This window comes from Micromonospora sp. NPDC003944 (genome assembly GCF_053605225.1).
Window position 1 is genome coordinate 18,401 of record NZ_JBSGIV010000038.1, and the last position, 14,545, is coordinate 32,945.

Here is a 14,545-nt window from a genome sequence, read left to right on the forward strand (position 1 = left end):
ACATGCTCTCACTGGTGGTGGGCACCGGTCGCTGCGGCTCGACCCTGGTCCAGGAGTTGCTCTCCCGGCATCCCGCGGTCGGCTTCGTCTCCGGCCTGGACGACAAACTCGCCCGGCTCAACCCCAAGGGCAGGTTCAACGGGGCGCTCTACCGGCGCTCGGCGCCCCGCCCGACGGGGATGACCTCGTTGCGACACAGTCGACGGTTGATCGAGCGAGGCCGGCTCCGGGTGGCGCCGTCAGAGGCGTACCACCTGCTCGACCGGCAGGTGCTTGCCGGCTTCTCCCGCCCGTGCCGGGACCTGCTGGCCGAGGACCTGACCCCGTTCGTGGCCCGCCGGCTGCGGGCCTTCTTCGACGAGCGGATCGCCCGGCAGCGCTGTCAGCAGTTGGTGCAGCACGTCACAGGCTGGCCGCGAACCGGCCTGCTGCACGCCGCGTACCCGGAGCTGCGGGTGGTCAACGTGGTGCGCGACGGCCGGGCGGTGGCCAACTCGTGGCTGCAGATGGGCTGGTGGGACGGCTGGCGCGGGCCGGACAACTGGATCTACGGCCCGCTCCCGTCCGACCTACGGGAGGAGTGGATCGAGTCCGACCGGTCCTTCCCGGTGCTCGCCGCGCTGGGCTGGAAGATGCTGATGGACGCCTTCGCGCAGGCCCGGCTGCGGCACCCGGCCGACAAGTGGTTGGACGTGCGCTACGAGGACCTCGTCGAGCAGCCGCGCGAGCAGGTCGGGCGGATGCTCGACTTCCTCGGCCTGAGCTGGTCGTCCGCCTTCGCGAAGGGCTTCTCCCGGTACGACTTCACCGTGGGTCGGGCGGAGGCGTACCGGGACGAACTCAGCCCGGCGCAGCTCGTCGCGATCGAGCGGGTGCTGGAGAAACCCCTTGCCGAGTGGGGCTACCCGGTCTACGGCACGCTGCACGAGTAGAGCAGCGCGGTCACCATGCCGACCGTTCCGGTGACGGCTGTCGACGTCCAGCCGCCGGGGCCGTTCGCCACCAGGCGGAAGGTGCCGGTTCCGATGCCCAGCAACCCGCCGGGGACGGTGACCGAGGTGGCGCTGGCGCCGAGAGTTCCGCCGCCGGTGAAGCCGCCCGACAGCGACCACGTGAACCCGCTGCGGGTCAGGCCGCCGACCGGCAGGGTCCAGGTGAAGGTCGGCGGGGTGGACAGGCCCGCCGTGCATTGCAGGTTCGTCGGTGGGCTGACCGTGCCGGCCTGCAGGGAGCCGGTCCCGTACTCGGTGTCCGTCCACGCCGCAAGCGTCGACTGTGGCGGTGCGAGCACGACGGCGCCGGCGAGCAGGAGTGCCGCAGCGCTCGCCAGCCAACGCCGCCGAGCGCGGCAGGTCTGGGCCGCGACCGCCGGAGCCGGAGCCCGCCGACGCCTCATGGCCGCTCCACCTTCAGCCGGTGTCGGCGCGTGACGAGGATGAGCAGCAGGCCGGCGAGGAGCACACCGGCACCGGCCAGCACCGGCGTCCACAGGTTGGCACCGGTACGCGGCAGCGGCCCCACCGTGCCACCCGCCGTTGCCCGGTCGCCGAAGCCGGTCGCCGTGAGGACCAGATCCGCCGATCCGGAGGCGGTGGATCGGGCGAGCAGGCTCGCGGTGACGAGGACCCAGCGCTGCTGGTCGGCGCGCATCGAGCTGATGGTGACCGGGTGTGCGGCCAGTCTGGTGGCGGGCCCGTCGGCGAGGACCTGCTCGCCCTGGCCGGTGGGGCAGGCACCCCGCACCCACCGCAGGGCACAGACGGCCACCATGACCTGGAGTCCGTCCGGATCGACGGCGAGGGGGCCCAGCGCCGACAGCGCGATGGTCACCTCGCCGGGCTGCTTCGCGTGGGCTGATACGCCCACCTGCCAGGGCACCGGTTCGTTCGGCGCGAGGTTCGTCATGCGGTCCTGGTCGCCGATCGAGACCAGGGTGAGGTACCGGCTGCGGATGACCTCGTCGGTCGGGTCCGCGCGTGCCTGTCCGGGGCTGGCCAGCACGGCGGCCGTTACGCCGGGCAGCACCGCCACCAGGACGACCATGCGCCGCAGAGTCGAGTCGTGGCGCCCTGTCGCGTCGCTGGCGGGGGTGCCGACGCCGACGTCTGTTCCCGCCGGGTCGGGCGTCGGCGAGCCCGGTCCCCGGCGCGGCCACGTTCCGCGCCGCCGGGTCTGCGGCTCGGTGGCACGTGGCCAGAACGCCCAGGTGACGATCGCGGCGGTCCCGATGGTGATCGCACTCATCGCGTACACGTTCGACACGGTGCGTACCGCGTAGCCGAGCCTGGGCACCGACCACTCGACGAGCCGTACCGTGGTGACCGCGTACGGTGCGGCGTCGTTGGACTGGTTCGCGTCCCCGCGCAGGGTGAGCAGGCGGGCCGGCCCGCCACCGTTGGCGATGACGACGACCCGGTGGGTGATCGGTGGCAACGGCGTGCGGTCGACGGTGACGACGTCACCCACCGCCACCTCGGACGCGGGAACCTCACGCACCACGGCCAGCGAGCCGGCGGGGATGGTCGGGCTCATCGATCCGGTCTTGAACAGGATGAGTGAGATGTCGAAGAAGAACGCCAGCGGGACGAGGACGACACACACCGTCCCGCCGACGGCGAGCACCGTCAGCGCCAGGTCGCCGACCCGGGCGAGGGTGCCGTGCCGTCGACGCACGCGTCCCACCATGTGTAGATCCTTTACGTAGACGTGGCAGTGAATTCCCAGGTGACCGTGCCGGTCGTGCCCTGGTACGCGTTACTGGCGCCGGACTGGACCCGTACCTCGAAGCAGAACCTCAGCTGCGGTGTCGCACCGCCCGGAACCGTGATGGTGGACGAGACCGGCGAGCCGGGCACCGAGGTGATGGCCGAGTAGCTGGGCCCGACGATCCACGTCGGCGTACCGGTGAACGCGGCGGCGGCACACGTGGTGCTGCTGGTGGCCGTCCGCACCGCGCGGTACTCGAGCGCGGGCAGCAGCGCACCCGAGTTGTTCGTGGAACTCGTCAGCGCCACCGCGCCGCCGACGTTCGTCGTCGCGGTCGTCCGGATGTCCAGGAAGGCGTAGAAGGACACCGAGGGGGACATCGCCGTCGCATTGAACGCCAACGTCGCGGCGTTGACCGCCGGAGTGTGGCTCGCCCAACTGCTGGAGGCGGTCTGTGATTCGGTGCCGAAGACGCTGGCGCCGAACGACCCGGTGCCGTACTCGCTGTCGGTCCACGCGGCGAGCGTGGACGTCGTTCCCAGGCCGAGAACGAGTGCGCCGGCGAGTACGGCACGGGTCCGGCGCGGCCGTGGTGTTCCGGCCGGTGTCCGACTGTTGACCACGGCCGCCGCCTATACGGACTCGGCCAGGAGTTGCCAGGTTTCCGTGACCGTCGTGCCCTGCACCAGGGTGGGTCCCGCCGTGACGACGAAGCACAGGTTCACCGGAGCCCCGGGCGTCGTGGGGGGCGTGCCCTGTGTCAGGTTGAACGACCGCCCCGGTCACCGAGTTGAGCGCCGTGCCCTGTGCCACGATCCAGGTCGGGGTGGTGGGTGTGGCGCTGCAGTCGGCGAAGGCCGGAACGGTGGCGATGCCGTAGGTGAGGCCGACGAAGCCGGGCGGAGCGGGGGTCGCCGACGCCACCGTGACTGTCGCGTCGTAGGTCGTGGCAGCGGTCAACCGGACAGCGAAGGGGGCCGCGACCACGTCGCCGGGGCTGATGTCGTCGAAGCCGGTGCTGAAGACCAACGCCGCGGCCGTACCGGCGGTGGGGTGCTCCGCGTAGGTGGTGCCGTTCGTGCTGCCCTCCATGCTGAACGTGCCCGCCGTGAACGTGCCCGTGGCGTACTCCGAGTCGTTCCAGGCCGCGAGGGTGATCGTCGCGCCGAGGCCGAGGGCGAGCCCACCGGCCATGATGGCTCTGATCTTGCGCCGGCGTCCTCGACCGCTCGATTCGTCCGGTGTCATCCCTGTGGGTTCACTCAACTTGTCCTCCTCGGTGCGACGCGATTGGCTGTCCTGGGTTGGTGATGGTGGGGCAAGGGCCGCCCTAGGTACCGAATCCGGACAAAAAGGCCAAATCCGTGCAAACAAGCAGATTGGGTGCTGTTGGCGCGGGTGAGTCCGCAGCTCGGCGCTATCGACGGACGTCGTGACGGGCGGCTAATCTTTGGCCCCACACCATCGATGTGAGGAGATGCGATGGCGCGCCGCACCGGCCGACCCTCTTACCTGTTGGACAAGGCCGGCGGGCGTCCGGGCCGCACAGCGCGTTTCGCGGCGGTCGCGGGTGTGATCGCGCTGGCCACCGCGTTGCTGGGTGGGCTGATCGGCTATCAGGTGGGCCGTCCCGACGCCACCGAGGCGACAATCGCGACCATCAAGGAGGCCGAGGCGAAGCGGGACGCCCAGCAGATCGTGGAGCTGACCGAGACGGCCCGCCGCGTGCGCGACCAGGTCGCCCCGGTCCTGTCCGCCATCAAGACGGAGGCGACCGGCACCGGCGCGCCGGACGCGGCGAAGGCGCGCCAGTGGCAGGACGTCATGCGCCAGGCGGCCCAACCGTTCGCCGAGCCGCCCTCGGGGACCACCGCCACCAACGTGGCGCGCGGAGGCCTGCGCGGAGCGGTCCAGCAGGCGTCGCTCGCCGTCGATGCCTACGCACTGGCCGCCAGCGTCCCGCCCGCGCAGCGTGCGGCCCTGCTGGACGTCACCGCGCGGCAGGCGGCCGAGGCCGCGACGATCTGGTCGGTCGCGGCGACCCAGCTCGACCAGATCAGCGTCGACGCTGGCCACGGCCACCAACACGTGTTCCTGGACACAGACCCCCACGAGGGGGCCCTCACCCCGGACGGAGCGGCCGAGGGAACCGGCGGCTGAGACCCTTTCCGGCGCTTGTGTCGGGTTTGCCGGCCGGGCGTGGTGTGCCGGGCCGGGCGAGAGGTCGCCGCGCGACCTGGGGGCGACGCGCCGGATCGGGTACGGTCGCTTATCGCAAAGTCTATTAACCAGATTGGCTTTCTGTGCAATGGAAGCCGAATCGGAGGGACACAGCCGTGAGGTTCCCAAGCGCCGTCCGCCAGGCCGGCCTCGTCGTGGCCGTCACCGCCCTCGCGCTGACCGCGGGTTGCGCCAAGAAGGACGACAGTGAGGTCCAGGCCAGCGGCGTCAAGCTGGTCTCGGCGGGCAAGCTGACCGTCTGCACCCACCTGCCGTATCCGCCGTTCCAGTCCAAGGACGCCAGCGGCACGGTGACCGGCTTCGACGTCGAGATCATGGATCTGGTGGCCAAGGAGCTGGGCGTCGAGCAGACGATCATCGACACCCCGTTCGAGGGGATCAAGTCCGGCCAGGACCTCAACACCGGCAAGTGCGACGCGGCCGCCGCCGGCATGACCATCACCGAGGAGCGGAAGAAGGTCATCGACTTCTCCGACCCGTACTTCGACGCCACCCAGGCGATGCTGGTGAAGACCGGCAAGACGTACAAGTCGCTCGACGACCTCAAGGGCAGGAAGCTCGGCGTCCAGGCGGCCACCACGGGTCGTGACTACGCCAAGAAGCTCGAGGCGGAGAAGGGCCTGAAGCTCGTCGAGTTCGAGGACCTCGCCGCCCTGCAGCAGGCCGTCGCCAACGGCCAGGTCGAGGCCGCCATCAACGACCTGCCGGTCTGGACCGAGTACCTGAAGAAGAACCCGGGCGGGTTCGAGGTGGCCGCCGAGTTCGACACCGGCGAGCAGTACGGCTTCCCGGTGAAGAAGGACGCCAACCCGGAGCTGCTCAAGAAGATCAACGAGGTGCTGGCCAAGGCCAAGCAGGACGGCACGTACAACACGATCTACGAGAAGTGGATCGGTAAGCGGCCGAGCGCCTGAGCCGCAGAGCGGCCGAGCGCCTGAGCACCACGTAGTACCGGAGGGCGCGCGTCCCGCGCGCCCTCCGTGTCGGTAACCCTCCGGGAAGGCAACGAGCGAACGTGAAGCTGCGACGTCGCCAGCGGGAGCGGCTGTCCCTCGGGCTCCAGTACCTGGTCTTCATCGCCATCATCGCCACGGTGCTCGTCGCCGCGGACTGGGGCAGGTTGGCCGACGCGTTCTTCCGCGTCGACATCATCACGTCGATGTTCCCGACGATCATCACCGTCGCGCTGCGCAACACGGTCCTCTACACGCTTGGCGCGTTCGCCTTCGGCCTCGTGTTCGGCACCATCCTGGCGCTGATGCGGCTGTCCCGGGTAGCGCCGTACCGCTGGGTGGCGACGGCGTACATCGAGCTGTTCCGGGGGCTGCCCGCGCTGCTGGTGCTCTTCCTCGTCGGGTACGGCATCCCGATCGCCTTTCCGGAGCGCGAGATTCCGGGCGGGGTGTTCGGCTCGATCGCGATCGGCCTCGGGTTGACCGCCGCCGCGTACATGGCGGAGACCATCCGGGCCGGCATCCAGGCCGTGCCGAAGGGGCAGATGGAGGCGGCGCGGACCCTCGGCATGTCGCACTTCACCGCCATGCGCACGATCGTCGTCCCGCAGGCGTTCCGGATCGTGATCCCGCCGCTGACGAACGAGCTCATCCTGCTCACCAAGGACTCGTCGCTGGCCTACGTGCTCGGTGTGACGGCGCAGACCATCGAGATCACCAAGTTCGGGCGGGACATGCTCAACGACCGGGTGAACGCGACCCCGCTGCTGGTGGCCGGCCTCGCCTACCTGATCATCACCCTGCCCCTGTCCCAGGTGGTACGACGCCTCGAACTCCGCTACGCCAAGGCCCGGTGACCCCATGACGACCACCCCGCCCCGCCCCGCCGTCGAGATCCGCGACCTGCACAAGTCCTTCGGGCCGCTCGAGGTGCTCAAGGGCATCGACTTCGAGGTCGGCCAGGGTGAGGTGGTCTGCGTGATCGGGCCGTCCGGCTCCGGCAAGTCGACCCTGCTGCGCTGCGTCGACCTGCTGGAGCAGCCGACGGCCGGCACGATCTGGGTGAACGGGGTCGAGATGACCGACCCGGACGTCGAGATCGATGCGGTCCGTCGCGGCATCGGCATGGTGTTCCAGTCGTTCAACCTGTTTCCGCACCTGACCGTCCTGAACAACCTCACCATCGCCCAGCGGCGGGTGCTCCGGCGGGGTCGGGCCGAGGCCGAGCGCATCGCGCGGGCCAACCTGGAGCGCGTCGGACTGACCGACAAGGCCGACGCTTTCCCGGCGCAGCTCTCCGGTGGGCAGCAACAGCGCGCGGCGATCGCCCGGTCGCTGTCGATGGAGCCGAAGCTGATGCTCTTCGACGAGCCGACCTCCGCGCTCGACCCGGAACTCGTCGGCGACGTGCTCACCGTCATGCGCAAGTTGGCCGAGGACGGCATGACGATGATGGTGGTGACCCACGAGATGGCGTTCGCCCGCGACGTCGCCGACCGGGTGGTGTTCATGGATGGTGGCGTGGTGGTCGAGCAGGGACCGCCGCAGGAGGTGCTGGGTGCGCCGAAGCACGAACGCACCCGCGCGTTCCTCTCCCGGGTCCTCGACCCGACCCGTGTCGCGCGGCTCGGTGCGCCCGATGAGGCGCCCACGCCGCCCGGCGCGTCCGACTAGCCGAACGAGCGCACGATGGGCTGACGGCCGGCCCGGTCTATCCGTCCTCGTCCTGCCACCTGCGCAGATCCGTCTGGTCGTGATAGGGCATGCGGTCCGGAGTGGTGATGAATTCCATCGTCGTGCCCCAGGGCGTGCGGCAGTAGCAGACCCTGTTTCCAGGACCTTCCTCGGTTGTATAGGGAATAGCACGAGGCTCCGTGAGTGGGGTGCCACCGGCCCTTCTGAAGCGCTCGACCGATGCATCGATGTCGTCGGTGTAGAGACCGAAGTGCGTGATGCCGAAGTCGCTCGGTCGGACCGGCTGGGCCTGTTCGGGGCCGTGCATTTCGAAGAGCTCGAAATCGGGTCCGGTTCCGATCTTGACCATTGCCTGCGCGCGCACCATCGTTCCAGGGAAGGCGCCGACGGCCCGCTCGAATTCGGGTCCCTGCCGCGGTGGGTCGTCCGGTCCGAAGGACTGGTAGATCACCTGGGCGCCGAAAGCTTCCACGAAGAACGTTTTTGCGGCTTCGATGTCGGGCACCGTGATGCCGATATGATTGACACCGCGAATGACAGGTGCGGTCATGACAGCTTCCCCTCCTTGTTCAATCGATCGACCGAGATGGCTGCGCTTCACTTGGCCTTGAGGAACTCGATCAGAGCGGCCGCGACGTCATCCGGCCGTTCCTCCGGGACAAAGTGGCTGCACCGCGCAATCGCGCCGCCCGTCACATTGCTGGCGAACTCTTCGAGCATCGGCACCATCTGCGCACCGAAGCGCTGGTCCCCGCCGAGACCCAGCACCGGCATCGCGAGCGGTTGCTTCTTGTACTCGAGAGCGGCCGCATGGTCGGCGGTGAGGGTCCGATACCATTCCATGCCCCCGCGGGTGCGGCCAGGAAGCGCCATCGATCTCGCGTAGATCTCGATGTCCGCCGGATTGAAGGTGCTGTGATCGTAGAGTCGCTCAGACATGAAGGCCGCAATATAGTCATACTCACGGCCATGGATCAAACGCTCGGGTAGATCCCGGTTCGTGTGGAAGCTGAAGTGCCAGAGCTTTGCGGTCGCCGCCTCCCATCCGGTCCAGCCGGGAAGCGGAACGTCGAGGACGGCCAGATGGGTGACAGCCTCCCGATAGCTGGCGGCCTGTGGCAGGGCGACCATTCCGCCGATGTCATGTCCGCACACGGCGTAGCGTTCATGTCCAAGGGCAACCATGACCTCGTGCGCGTCACGCGCCATCGTCGCCTTGTCGTAGCCGTCGAGCGGGCAGTCGGAGAAGCCCGCGCCGCGCAGATCGATGGCCACCACGCTGAGATGTTCGGCCAGCAGCGGCATCACGCTGTGCCATCCCCACCATGTCTCCGGCCAGCCGTGAAGCAGAAGGACCGGCGGGCCTGAGCCTCCCGTGACAGCGTTGATCTTGATGCCATTCGCCGGCACCAGTTGCTGGGTGAACCCCTTCAAGGCTGCGATCATGATCGCTTTCCACTCAGATGTCGGCGTTCGACAAGAGTTCGCGGCCAGACGACGCAACGACGTCGCTGCCTAGAACCGTCATATCGGCCAAGCTACCGCGAATAGGTAGGATCCGGGCCGGTAACTGGTCAGGTCCCGTGAGTGCGTGACAGCCGCAGGGAGAAGTGCCCGCGGCGGTACCTGCCCGCCGGCCTGCCGCCGTGGCAGACGATGACTGGCCCAGCCGCCCCCCGGTCGGTGCGGCAGGTCCATGTCCCCGGCGGGGTCAGCGAGCCTCGCGGCGCGGCCCGGCCGTGCGTGTCAGCTTCATGTCAATCGACGAACATCGCAATGTCAAGGTAATCTTTTTGCAATCAGACCTGTACTTTCGTCGATGGATTACATAAGTTGCTGTCATCCATCGAAAGTTCTGAGTCTTCCGAGCAGAGTCCGCGACGAGCCTCACCCTCAGTCGTGCCACCGCCCCCCGTGCTCGGCGGTCGATGCACCCTGTCCTCGTCGCGTCTTCGCCCGGTCGGGAACGGAGACCCATGGACGATCACGCTGGTGGCCCTCACCGCCACCTGTCCCGTAGATCGCTCATCGCCACCGGCGCGCTCGCCGCCGGGGCGTTGGGCGCGTCCGCCCCAGCGATCGGCTCCGCGTTCGGAGGCAGCCCCGCCCGGGCCGCCGCCGGCGTCACCAAGAAGATCACCATCTACGCCGAACAGTTGCCCGGCAACCTGTTCGGGTACGGCCTGGCACCCGGTCAGGCAACCGTCCCGGGCCCGGTCCTGGAGATGTACGAGGGCGACACGCTGGAGATCACGCTCGTCAACACCACCAACCAGCGACTGTCCATCCATCCGCACGGGGTGGACTACAGCACCGAGTCCGACGGCAGCCCGTTCAACGCCTCGTTCAACAACCCCGGTGAGACGCGGACGTACGTCTGGCGCTCGCACGAGATGGTGGCCGCCGCGGGCCGGCGGTACATGCCGGGCAGCGCCGGCTACTGGCACTACCACGACCACGCGCTCGGCACCGACCACGGCACCGGCGGCGTCGCGAAGGGACTGTACGGTGCGCTGATCGTCCGGCGGCGGGGCGACATCCTGCCGTCGAAGCAGTTCACGGCCGTGTTCCACGACATGATGATCAACAACCGGATGGCCCCGGCCACGCCGATGTTCGAGGCGAACCTGGGCGAGCGTGTCGAGTGGATCGCCATCGGCCACGGCAACCTGTTCCACACCTTCCATCTGCATGCCCACCGCTGGGCGGACAACCGGACCGGGATGTTGGAGGGGCCGAGCGACCCCAGCCTGGTGGTCGACAACAAGGACCTCAATCCCGGCAGCTCCTTCGGTTTCCAGGTGCTGGCCGGAGAGGGTGTCGGACCCGGCGCGTGGATGTACCACTGCCACGTGCAGTCGCACTCCGACGGCGGCATGGCCGGGATCTTCCTGGTGCGCAACGCCGACGGCAGCATGCCGCCGGGCGCCGAGGAGGCGATCCACCGGTTCCAGGGCCACACCCACACGCACGGAAGCTGACCGAACCGAGAGTGGGGACGGGCATGACCAGAAACGTACGACGAACCCTCGCCGCGGTAGCGGCCCTCGCGACACTGATCCCGGCGACGACGGCGGCCGCGGCCGCACCACGAACGACCGTCGCCCCGCAGGCGGCGCCGCAGCAGAAGACCGCTGTCCTGGTGTTCCACGGCCCGGTGGCCGAACAGCAGGACCCGGTTTCTCGCGCGGTGGACACCATCAAACAGCTTGCTGCCGGTCATGACATCGATGTCACGGCCACCACGGACCCGGGCGCGTTCACCGCCGCCGGGCTGTCCGCGTACCGCAGCGTGGTCTTTCTCTCCGCGACGGGCGCCGCGCTCAACCGCGACCAGGAGTCGGCGCTGCAGAGCTACGTCAAGGCCGGCGGCGGTTTCGTCGGCATCGCCGACGCGGCCCGCGCCCAGGTCGACTCCGCCTGGTTCACCGGGCTGATCGGCACCCGCCCGGCCGGCGCCATCCCGGTGGCCGAGCCGGTGGCCCGGGTGACCGCCAGCGGCGAGAACCCGCCCAACGAGACCAAGGAGAAGCTGACCGACGGCGACGCCAACACGAAGTGGTTGGTCCGCACCCCGACCGGCTGGGTGGCGTACGAGTTGGCCGCCGCCAAGCGGGTCACCGGGTACGCGCTCACGTCGGCGAACGACTCCGCCGGTCGCGACCCGAAGGACTGGACCCTGCAGGGCTCCACCGACGGTCAGAGCTGGACCGATCTGGACCGCCGTACCGGGCAGACCTTCCCGGACCGCTTCCAGACCCGCCGGTTCGACATCGCCACGCCGCAGGAGTTCACGCGCTACCGGCTCAACGTCACCGCGAACAGCGGGGAGCCGCTGGTCCAGCTCGCCGACCTGCGCCTCTTCACCGGCAGCACCACCGCCCCGGAGCCGCCTGCGGTCAACCGCGCGGTGGTGAACATCCTGGACCGCAAGCACCCGGCCACCGCGTCGCTGCCGATGACCATCACCCGGTCGGACCGCTGGGAGAACTGGGACCCGAACCCGATCGGCACGGTGCACACCCTCGCTCAGGTCGAGGAACGGCACTACAACCCGGGTGCGGCCGCCAACGGCGCCTTCCACCCGGTGTCCTGGTGCCGGGACTACGACGGCGGCCGGTCGTTCTACACCGGCATGGGCCACACCGAGGGCAGCTACGGTGAGGAGGCGTTCCGCGCCCACCTCGCCGGGGCCCTGAACTGGACCACCGGTCGGGTCCGCGGCGACTGCCAGGCCACCATCGCCGCGAACTACAAGGTGGAGCGACTCACCGCCGCGAACCAGACCGGTCAGCTCGACCAGATCGGCGAGCCGCACGGGCTCACCATCGCCCCCGACGGCACGGTCTTCTACGTCGGCAAGGCGGCCTGCCCGAGCGGCCCGATCGCCGACTGGAACAACCCGAAGGTCGGCCTGGGCTGCGGCACCATCCACTCCTGGGACCCGCGGACCAAGCAGGTCAAGCTGCTCACCACCCTGGAGGTGATGGGCAACCGGGGCAGCGGCTCCGAGCTGGTCAAGAACGAGGAGGGGCTGCTCGGCATCGTGCCGGACCCGGCGTTCGCCGACAACGGCTGGCTCTACGTCTACTGGATGCCGCACGACTCGGTCGACCGGGTGAAGCGGGTCGGGCAGCGCACCGTCTCCCGGTTCACCTACGACCGACAGGCGCAGACCGTCGACCAGGCCACCCGCAAGGACCTGTTGCAGTTCCCCGTGCAGATCCACAGCTGCTGCCACGCCGGCGGCGGCATGGCCTTCGACGCCAAGGGCAACCTCTACGTCGGCTCCGGCGACAACAACTCGTCCGAGGGGTCGCAGGGCTACTCCGGCAACAACTGGACGCAGGAGTACCAGGGGATCTCGTTCCAGGACGCCCGCCGTACGTCCGGCAACACCAACGACCTCGCCGGCAAGATCATCCGGATCCACCCGGAGGCGGACGGCACGTACACCATCCCGGAGGGCAACCTGTTCCCACCGGGCACCGAGAAGACCCGGCCGGAGATCTACGTGATGGGCGTCCGCAACATCGCCCGCCTCCAGATCGACCCGGTGCACCAGTGGCTGACCGCGGGCTGGGTCGGCCCGGACGCCTCGTCGCCGAGCCCCACCCTCGGCCCGGCGAAGTACGAGACGGCCACCATCATCACCTCGGCCGGCAACCAGGGCTGGCCGTACTGCATGGGTAACCGGCAGCCGTACCGCGACCGCAGCACCACCGACGCGACGGTGCTGACCGGCTGGTACGACTGCGACAACCTGAAGAACGAATCACCCCGCAACACCGGACTCGTGGACATCCCCGCGGCCCGGGACAACATGATCTGGTACTCGCCGGACGGCGGCGGCCCGGTGTTCCCGGAGCGGACCGACGGCAGCGGCCTGCCGACCTACGTGGCGGCCGACGCCACCTACACCCAGCCGTACCTGCGCGGTGGCGGGCAGGCCATCATGTCCGGCCCGACGTACCACCGCAGCCTCGTCGACACCACAAGCGGCGTTGCCTGGCCGGAGCACTGGGACGGCAAGTGGTTCATCGGCGACCAGTCGAACGCCGCCAACCGGGTCGCGGTCACCGTCGACCCGGCCGGGGTGCCGCAGGCCGCCCCACCGGTGTACGCCGAGTCGCTGCGGGCCATCATCCCGGGCGGCAACGGCGACACCCGGCTGCAGAGCTGGATGGACGCGAAGTTCGGCCCGGACGGCGCGCTCTACCTGCTCGACTACGGTGGCGGGTTCTTCAGCCTGCACGCGAACCAGAAGCTGATCCGGATCACCTACACCGGCGGAGCGCCTACCCCGACGCCGGCGGCGAACTCGGTCGCCGTGCAGAACAAGCCGCTGACCATCGCCTTCGACGGTGCCCGCTCCGGTGGTGTCAGCCACCGGTGGGAGTTCGGCGACGGCACCACGTCGACCGAGGCGAACCCCCGACACACGTACGCCACTGTCGGCACCTACACCGCGAAGCTGACCGTCACGTACGCCGACGGTGAGACGGCGACGGTGCAGAAGAGCGTCACCGTCGGCTGCGCGGTGCCGGACGACCGGCAGAACGTGTGGCTGGGTGACGCCGACACCGGCGTGCCCAGTCGTACGGTCGGGCAGGGCTGCACGGCCAACGACCTGATCGACGACGAGAGCACGTGGGCCGACCACGACGGTTTCGTCCGGCACGTCAAGACGGTGGCCCAGGCGTTGCAGGACGACGACCTGCTCACCGCCCGCGAGTCGGGCACCCTGACCAGGCTGGCCGCCGCGTCGGAGATCGGCCGCACCGGGCACACCGGGTACGAGCCGCTCTTCGACGGCACCACCGAGTCGCTGCGCGGGTGGCAACAGGCGCCGACCGGGTCGTTCGCGATCCAGCCGGACGGCTCGCTGCGGCCCAGCGGTGGCCTGGGCATGCTCTGGCACACCAAGGAGCTCGGCGACTTCTCGCTGCGGCTCCAGTTCAAGGACATCGCTCCGGGCACCGGCCGGGCCAACACCGGCGTCTTCATCCGCTTCCCGGACCTGCGCACCCCCCTGGAGCAGCGCCCACCGGGCAGTTGCGGCACCGTCGGCTCGGCCCGGACCTCGACCGCGTGGATGGCCATCTACTGCGGACACGAGATCCAGATCTACGACGGCGACACCGGTGAGCCGCAGAAGACCGGCTCGGTCTACAACTTCGACCCGGTGCCGCTGGCCCAGGCCGGCGTGACACCGAAGAACGAGTGGAACGACTACGAGATCCGCGTCGTCGGGCAGCACTACACGATGATCCGCAACGGCGTGGTGATCAACGAGTTCGACAACACGCCCGGCAAGCAGTCCTCGCGTGCCGGCGACCCGCCGACCGACCTGCGGCAGTTCCTGCGCGGCTTCGTCGGTCTACAGAACCACGGTGACAACGACCTGGCCGAGTTCCGCAACGTCCGCGTACGGGAACTCTAGGAGAGAC

12 protein-coding genes and 1 pseudogene are annotated in these 14,545 nt (G+C 69.3%); 7 read left to right on the top strand and 6 right to left on the bottom strand.

What is annotated here, in order from left to right:
* Positions 1-2 precede the first annotated feature (2 nt).
* Complete coding sequence (locus tag ACWER9_RS19590; RefSeq protein ID WP_452303172.1) at positions 3-932, top strand: sulfotransferase family protein; 930 nt, start codon at positions 3-5, stop codon at positions 930-932.
* Here ACWER9_RS19590 and ACWER9_RS19595 read toward each other — a convergent pair.
* From ACWER9_RS19595 to ACWER9_RS19610, 4 genes and pseudogenes are all read right to left on the bottom strand, one after another.
* Entirely contained in the window at positions 911-1,396 is a 486-nt protein-coding gene (locus ACWER9_RS19595; RefSeq protein ID WP_452303173.1) for a hypothetical protein, read from the bottom strand. The genes ACWER9_RS19590 and ACWER9_RS19595 overlap by 22 nt on opposite strands.
* Positions 1,393-2,685: a signal peptidase I gene (locus tag ACWER9_RS19600; protein WP_452303174.1), complete on the bottom strand. Its 1,293-nt coding sequence runs from the start codon at positions 2,683-2,685 to the stop codon at positions 1,393-1,395. The genes ACWER9_RS19595 and ACWER9_RS19600 overlap by 4 nt, the downstream gene beginning before the upstream one ends.
* An 11-nt stretch (positions 2,686-2,696) precedes the next feature.
* Complete coding sequence (locus ACWER9_RS19605) at positions 2,697-3,329, bottom strand: SipW-dependent-type signal peptide-containing protein (protein WP_452303175.1); 633 nt, start codon at positions 3,327-3,329, stop codon at positions 2,697-2,699.
* Positions 3,330-3,813: 484 nt separating this feature from the next.
* Positions 3,814-3,954: pseudogene (locus ACWER9_RS19610) on the bottom strand (SipW-dependent-type signal peptide-containing protein); the annotation flags it as partial.
* Positions 3,955-4,188: 234 nt separating this feature from the next.
* Between ACWER9_RS19610 and ACWER9_RS19615 the strand changes: the two are divergent.
* From ACWER9_RS19615 to ACWER9_RS19630, 4 genes are all read left to right on the top strand, one after another.
* Positions 4,189-4,866, top strand: a complete 678-nt coding sequence (locus ACWER9_RS19615) for a hypothetical protein (RefSeq protein WP_452303176.1) — start codon at positions 4,189-4,191, stop codon at positions 4,864-4,866.
* Positions 4,867-5,042: 176 nt separating this feature from the next.
* Positions 5,043-5,861 carry a basic amino acid ABC transporter substrate-binding protein gene (locus ACWER9_RS19620; RefSeq protein WP_452303177.1) on the top strand — a complete coding sequence of 273 codons (819 nt, stop codon included), beginning with the start codon at positions 5,043-5,045 and terminating at the stop codon, positions 5,859-5,861.
* Positions 5,862-5,962: 101 nt separating this feature from the next.
* Positions 5,963-6,757 (top strand): amino acid ABC transporter permease, encoded by a 795-nt coding sequence (locus ACWER9_RS19625; RefSeq protein ID WP_452303178.1) that lies wholly within the window; start codon positions 5,963-5,965, stop codon positions 6,755-6,757.
* Between the two features lie 4 nt (positions 6,758-6,761).
* Positions 6,762-7,574 carry an amino acid ABC transporter ATP-binding protein gene (locus ACWER9_RS19630; protein WP_452303179.1) on the top strand — a complete coding sequence of 271 codons (813 nt, stop codon included), beginning with the start codon at positions 6,762-6,764 and terminating at the stop codon, positions 7,572-7,574.
* Between the two features lie 37 nt (positions 7,575-7,611).
* Here the strand turns inward: ACWER9_RS19630 and ACWER9_RS19635 are convergent, their stop codons facing one another.
* Positions 7,612-8,145 carry a VOC family protein gene (locus ACWER9_RS19635; RefSeq protein WP_452303180.1) on the bottom strand — a complete coding sequence of 178 codons (534 nt, stop codon included), beginning with the start codon at positions 8,143-8,145 and terminating at the stop codon, positions 7,612-7,614.
* Between the two features lie 47 nt (positions 8,146-8,192).
* On the bottom strand, positions 8,193-9,041 hold the full coding sequence (locus ACWER9_RS19640; RefSeq protein ID WP_452303181.1) for an alpha/beta fold hydrolase: 849 nt from the start codon (positions 9,039-9,041) through the stop codon (positions 8,193-8,195).
* Positions 9,042-9,571: 530 nt separating this feature from the next.
* Here ACWER9_RS19640 and ACWER9_RS19645 point away from each other — a divergent pair.
* Complete coding sequence (locus ACWER9_RS19645) at positions 9,572-10,576, top strand: multicopper oxidase domain-containing protein (protein ID WP_452303182.1); 1,005 nt, start codon at positions 9,572-9,574, stop codon at positions 10,574-10,576.
* A gap of 23 nt (positions 10,577-10,599) precedes the next feature.
* Positions 10,600-14,538, top strand: coding sequence for a ThuA domain-containing protein (locus ACWER9_RS19650; protein ID WP_452303183.1), 3,939 nt, complete (start codon positions 10,600-10,602; stop codon positions 14,536-14,538).
* The last annotated feature ends 7 nt before the right edge of the window (positions 14,539-14,545 follow it).

Bases quoted from the DNA above. Each gene is read 5' to 3' on its own strand.
- ACWER9_RS19650 (WP_452303183.1), top strand. From the start codon at position 10,600: ATGACCAGAAACGTACGACGAACCCTCGCCGCGGTAGCGGCCCTCGCG.
- ACWER9_RS19630 (WP_452303179.1), top strand. From the start codon at position 6,762: ATGACGACCACCCCGCCCCGCCCCGCCGTCGAGATCCGCGACCTGCAC.
- ACWER9_RS19615 (WP_452303176.1), top strand. From the start codon at position 4,189: ATGGCGCGCCGCACCGGCCGACCCTCTTACCTGTTGGACAAGGCCGGC.
- ACWER9_RS19645 (WP_452303182.1), top strand. From the start codon at position 9,572: ATGGACGATCACGCTGGTGGCCCTCACCGCCACCTGTCCCGTAGATCG.
- ACWER9_RS19635 (WP_452303180.1), bottom strand. From the start codon at position 8,145: ATGACCGCACCTGTCATTCGCGGTGTCAATCATATCGGCATCACGGTG.
- ACWER9_RS19640 (WP_452303181.1), bottom strand. From the start codon at position 9,041: ATGATCGCAGCCTTGAAGGGGTTCACCCAGCAACTGGTGCCGGCGAAT.
- ACWER9_RS19590 (WP_452303172.1), top strand. From the start codon at position 3: ATGCTCTCACTGGTGGTGGGCACCGGTCGCTGCGGCTCGACCCTGGTC.
- ACWER9_RS19600 (WP_452303174.1), bottom strand. From the start codon at position 2,685: ATGGTGGGACGCGTGCGTCGACGGCACGGCACCCTCGCCCGGGTCGGC.
- ACWER9_RS19595 (WP_452303173.1), bottom strand. From the start codon at position 1,396: ATGAGGCGTCGGCGGGCTCCGGCTCCGGCGGTCGCGGCCCAGACCTGC.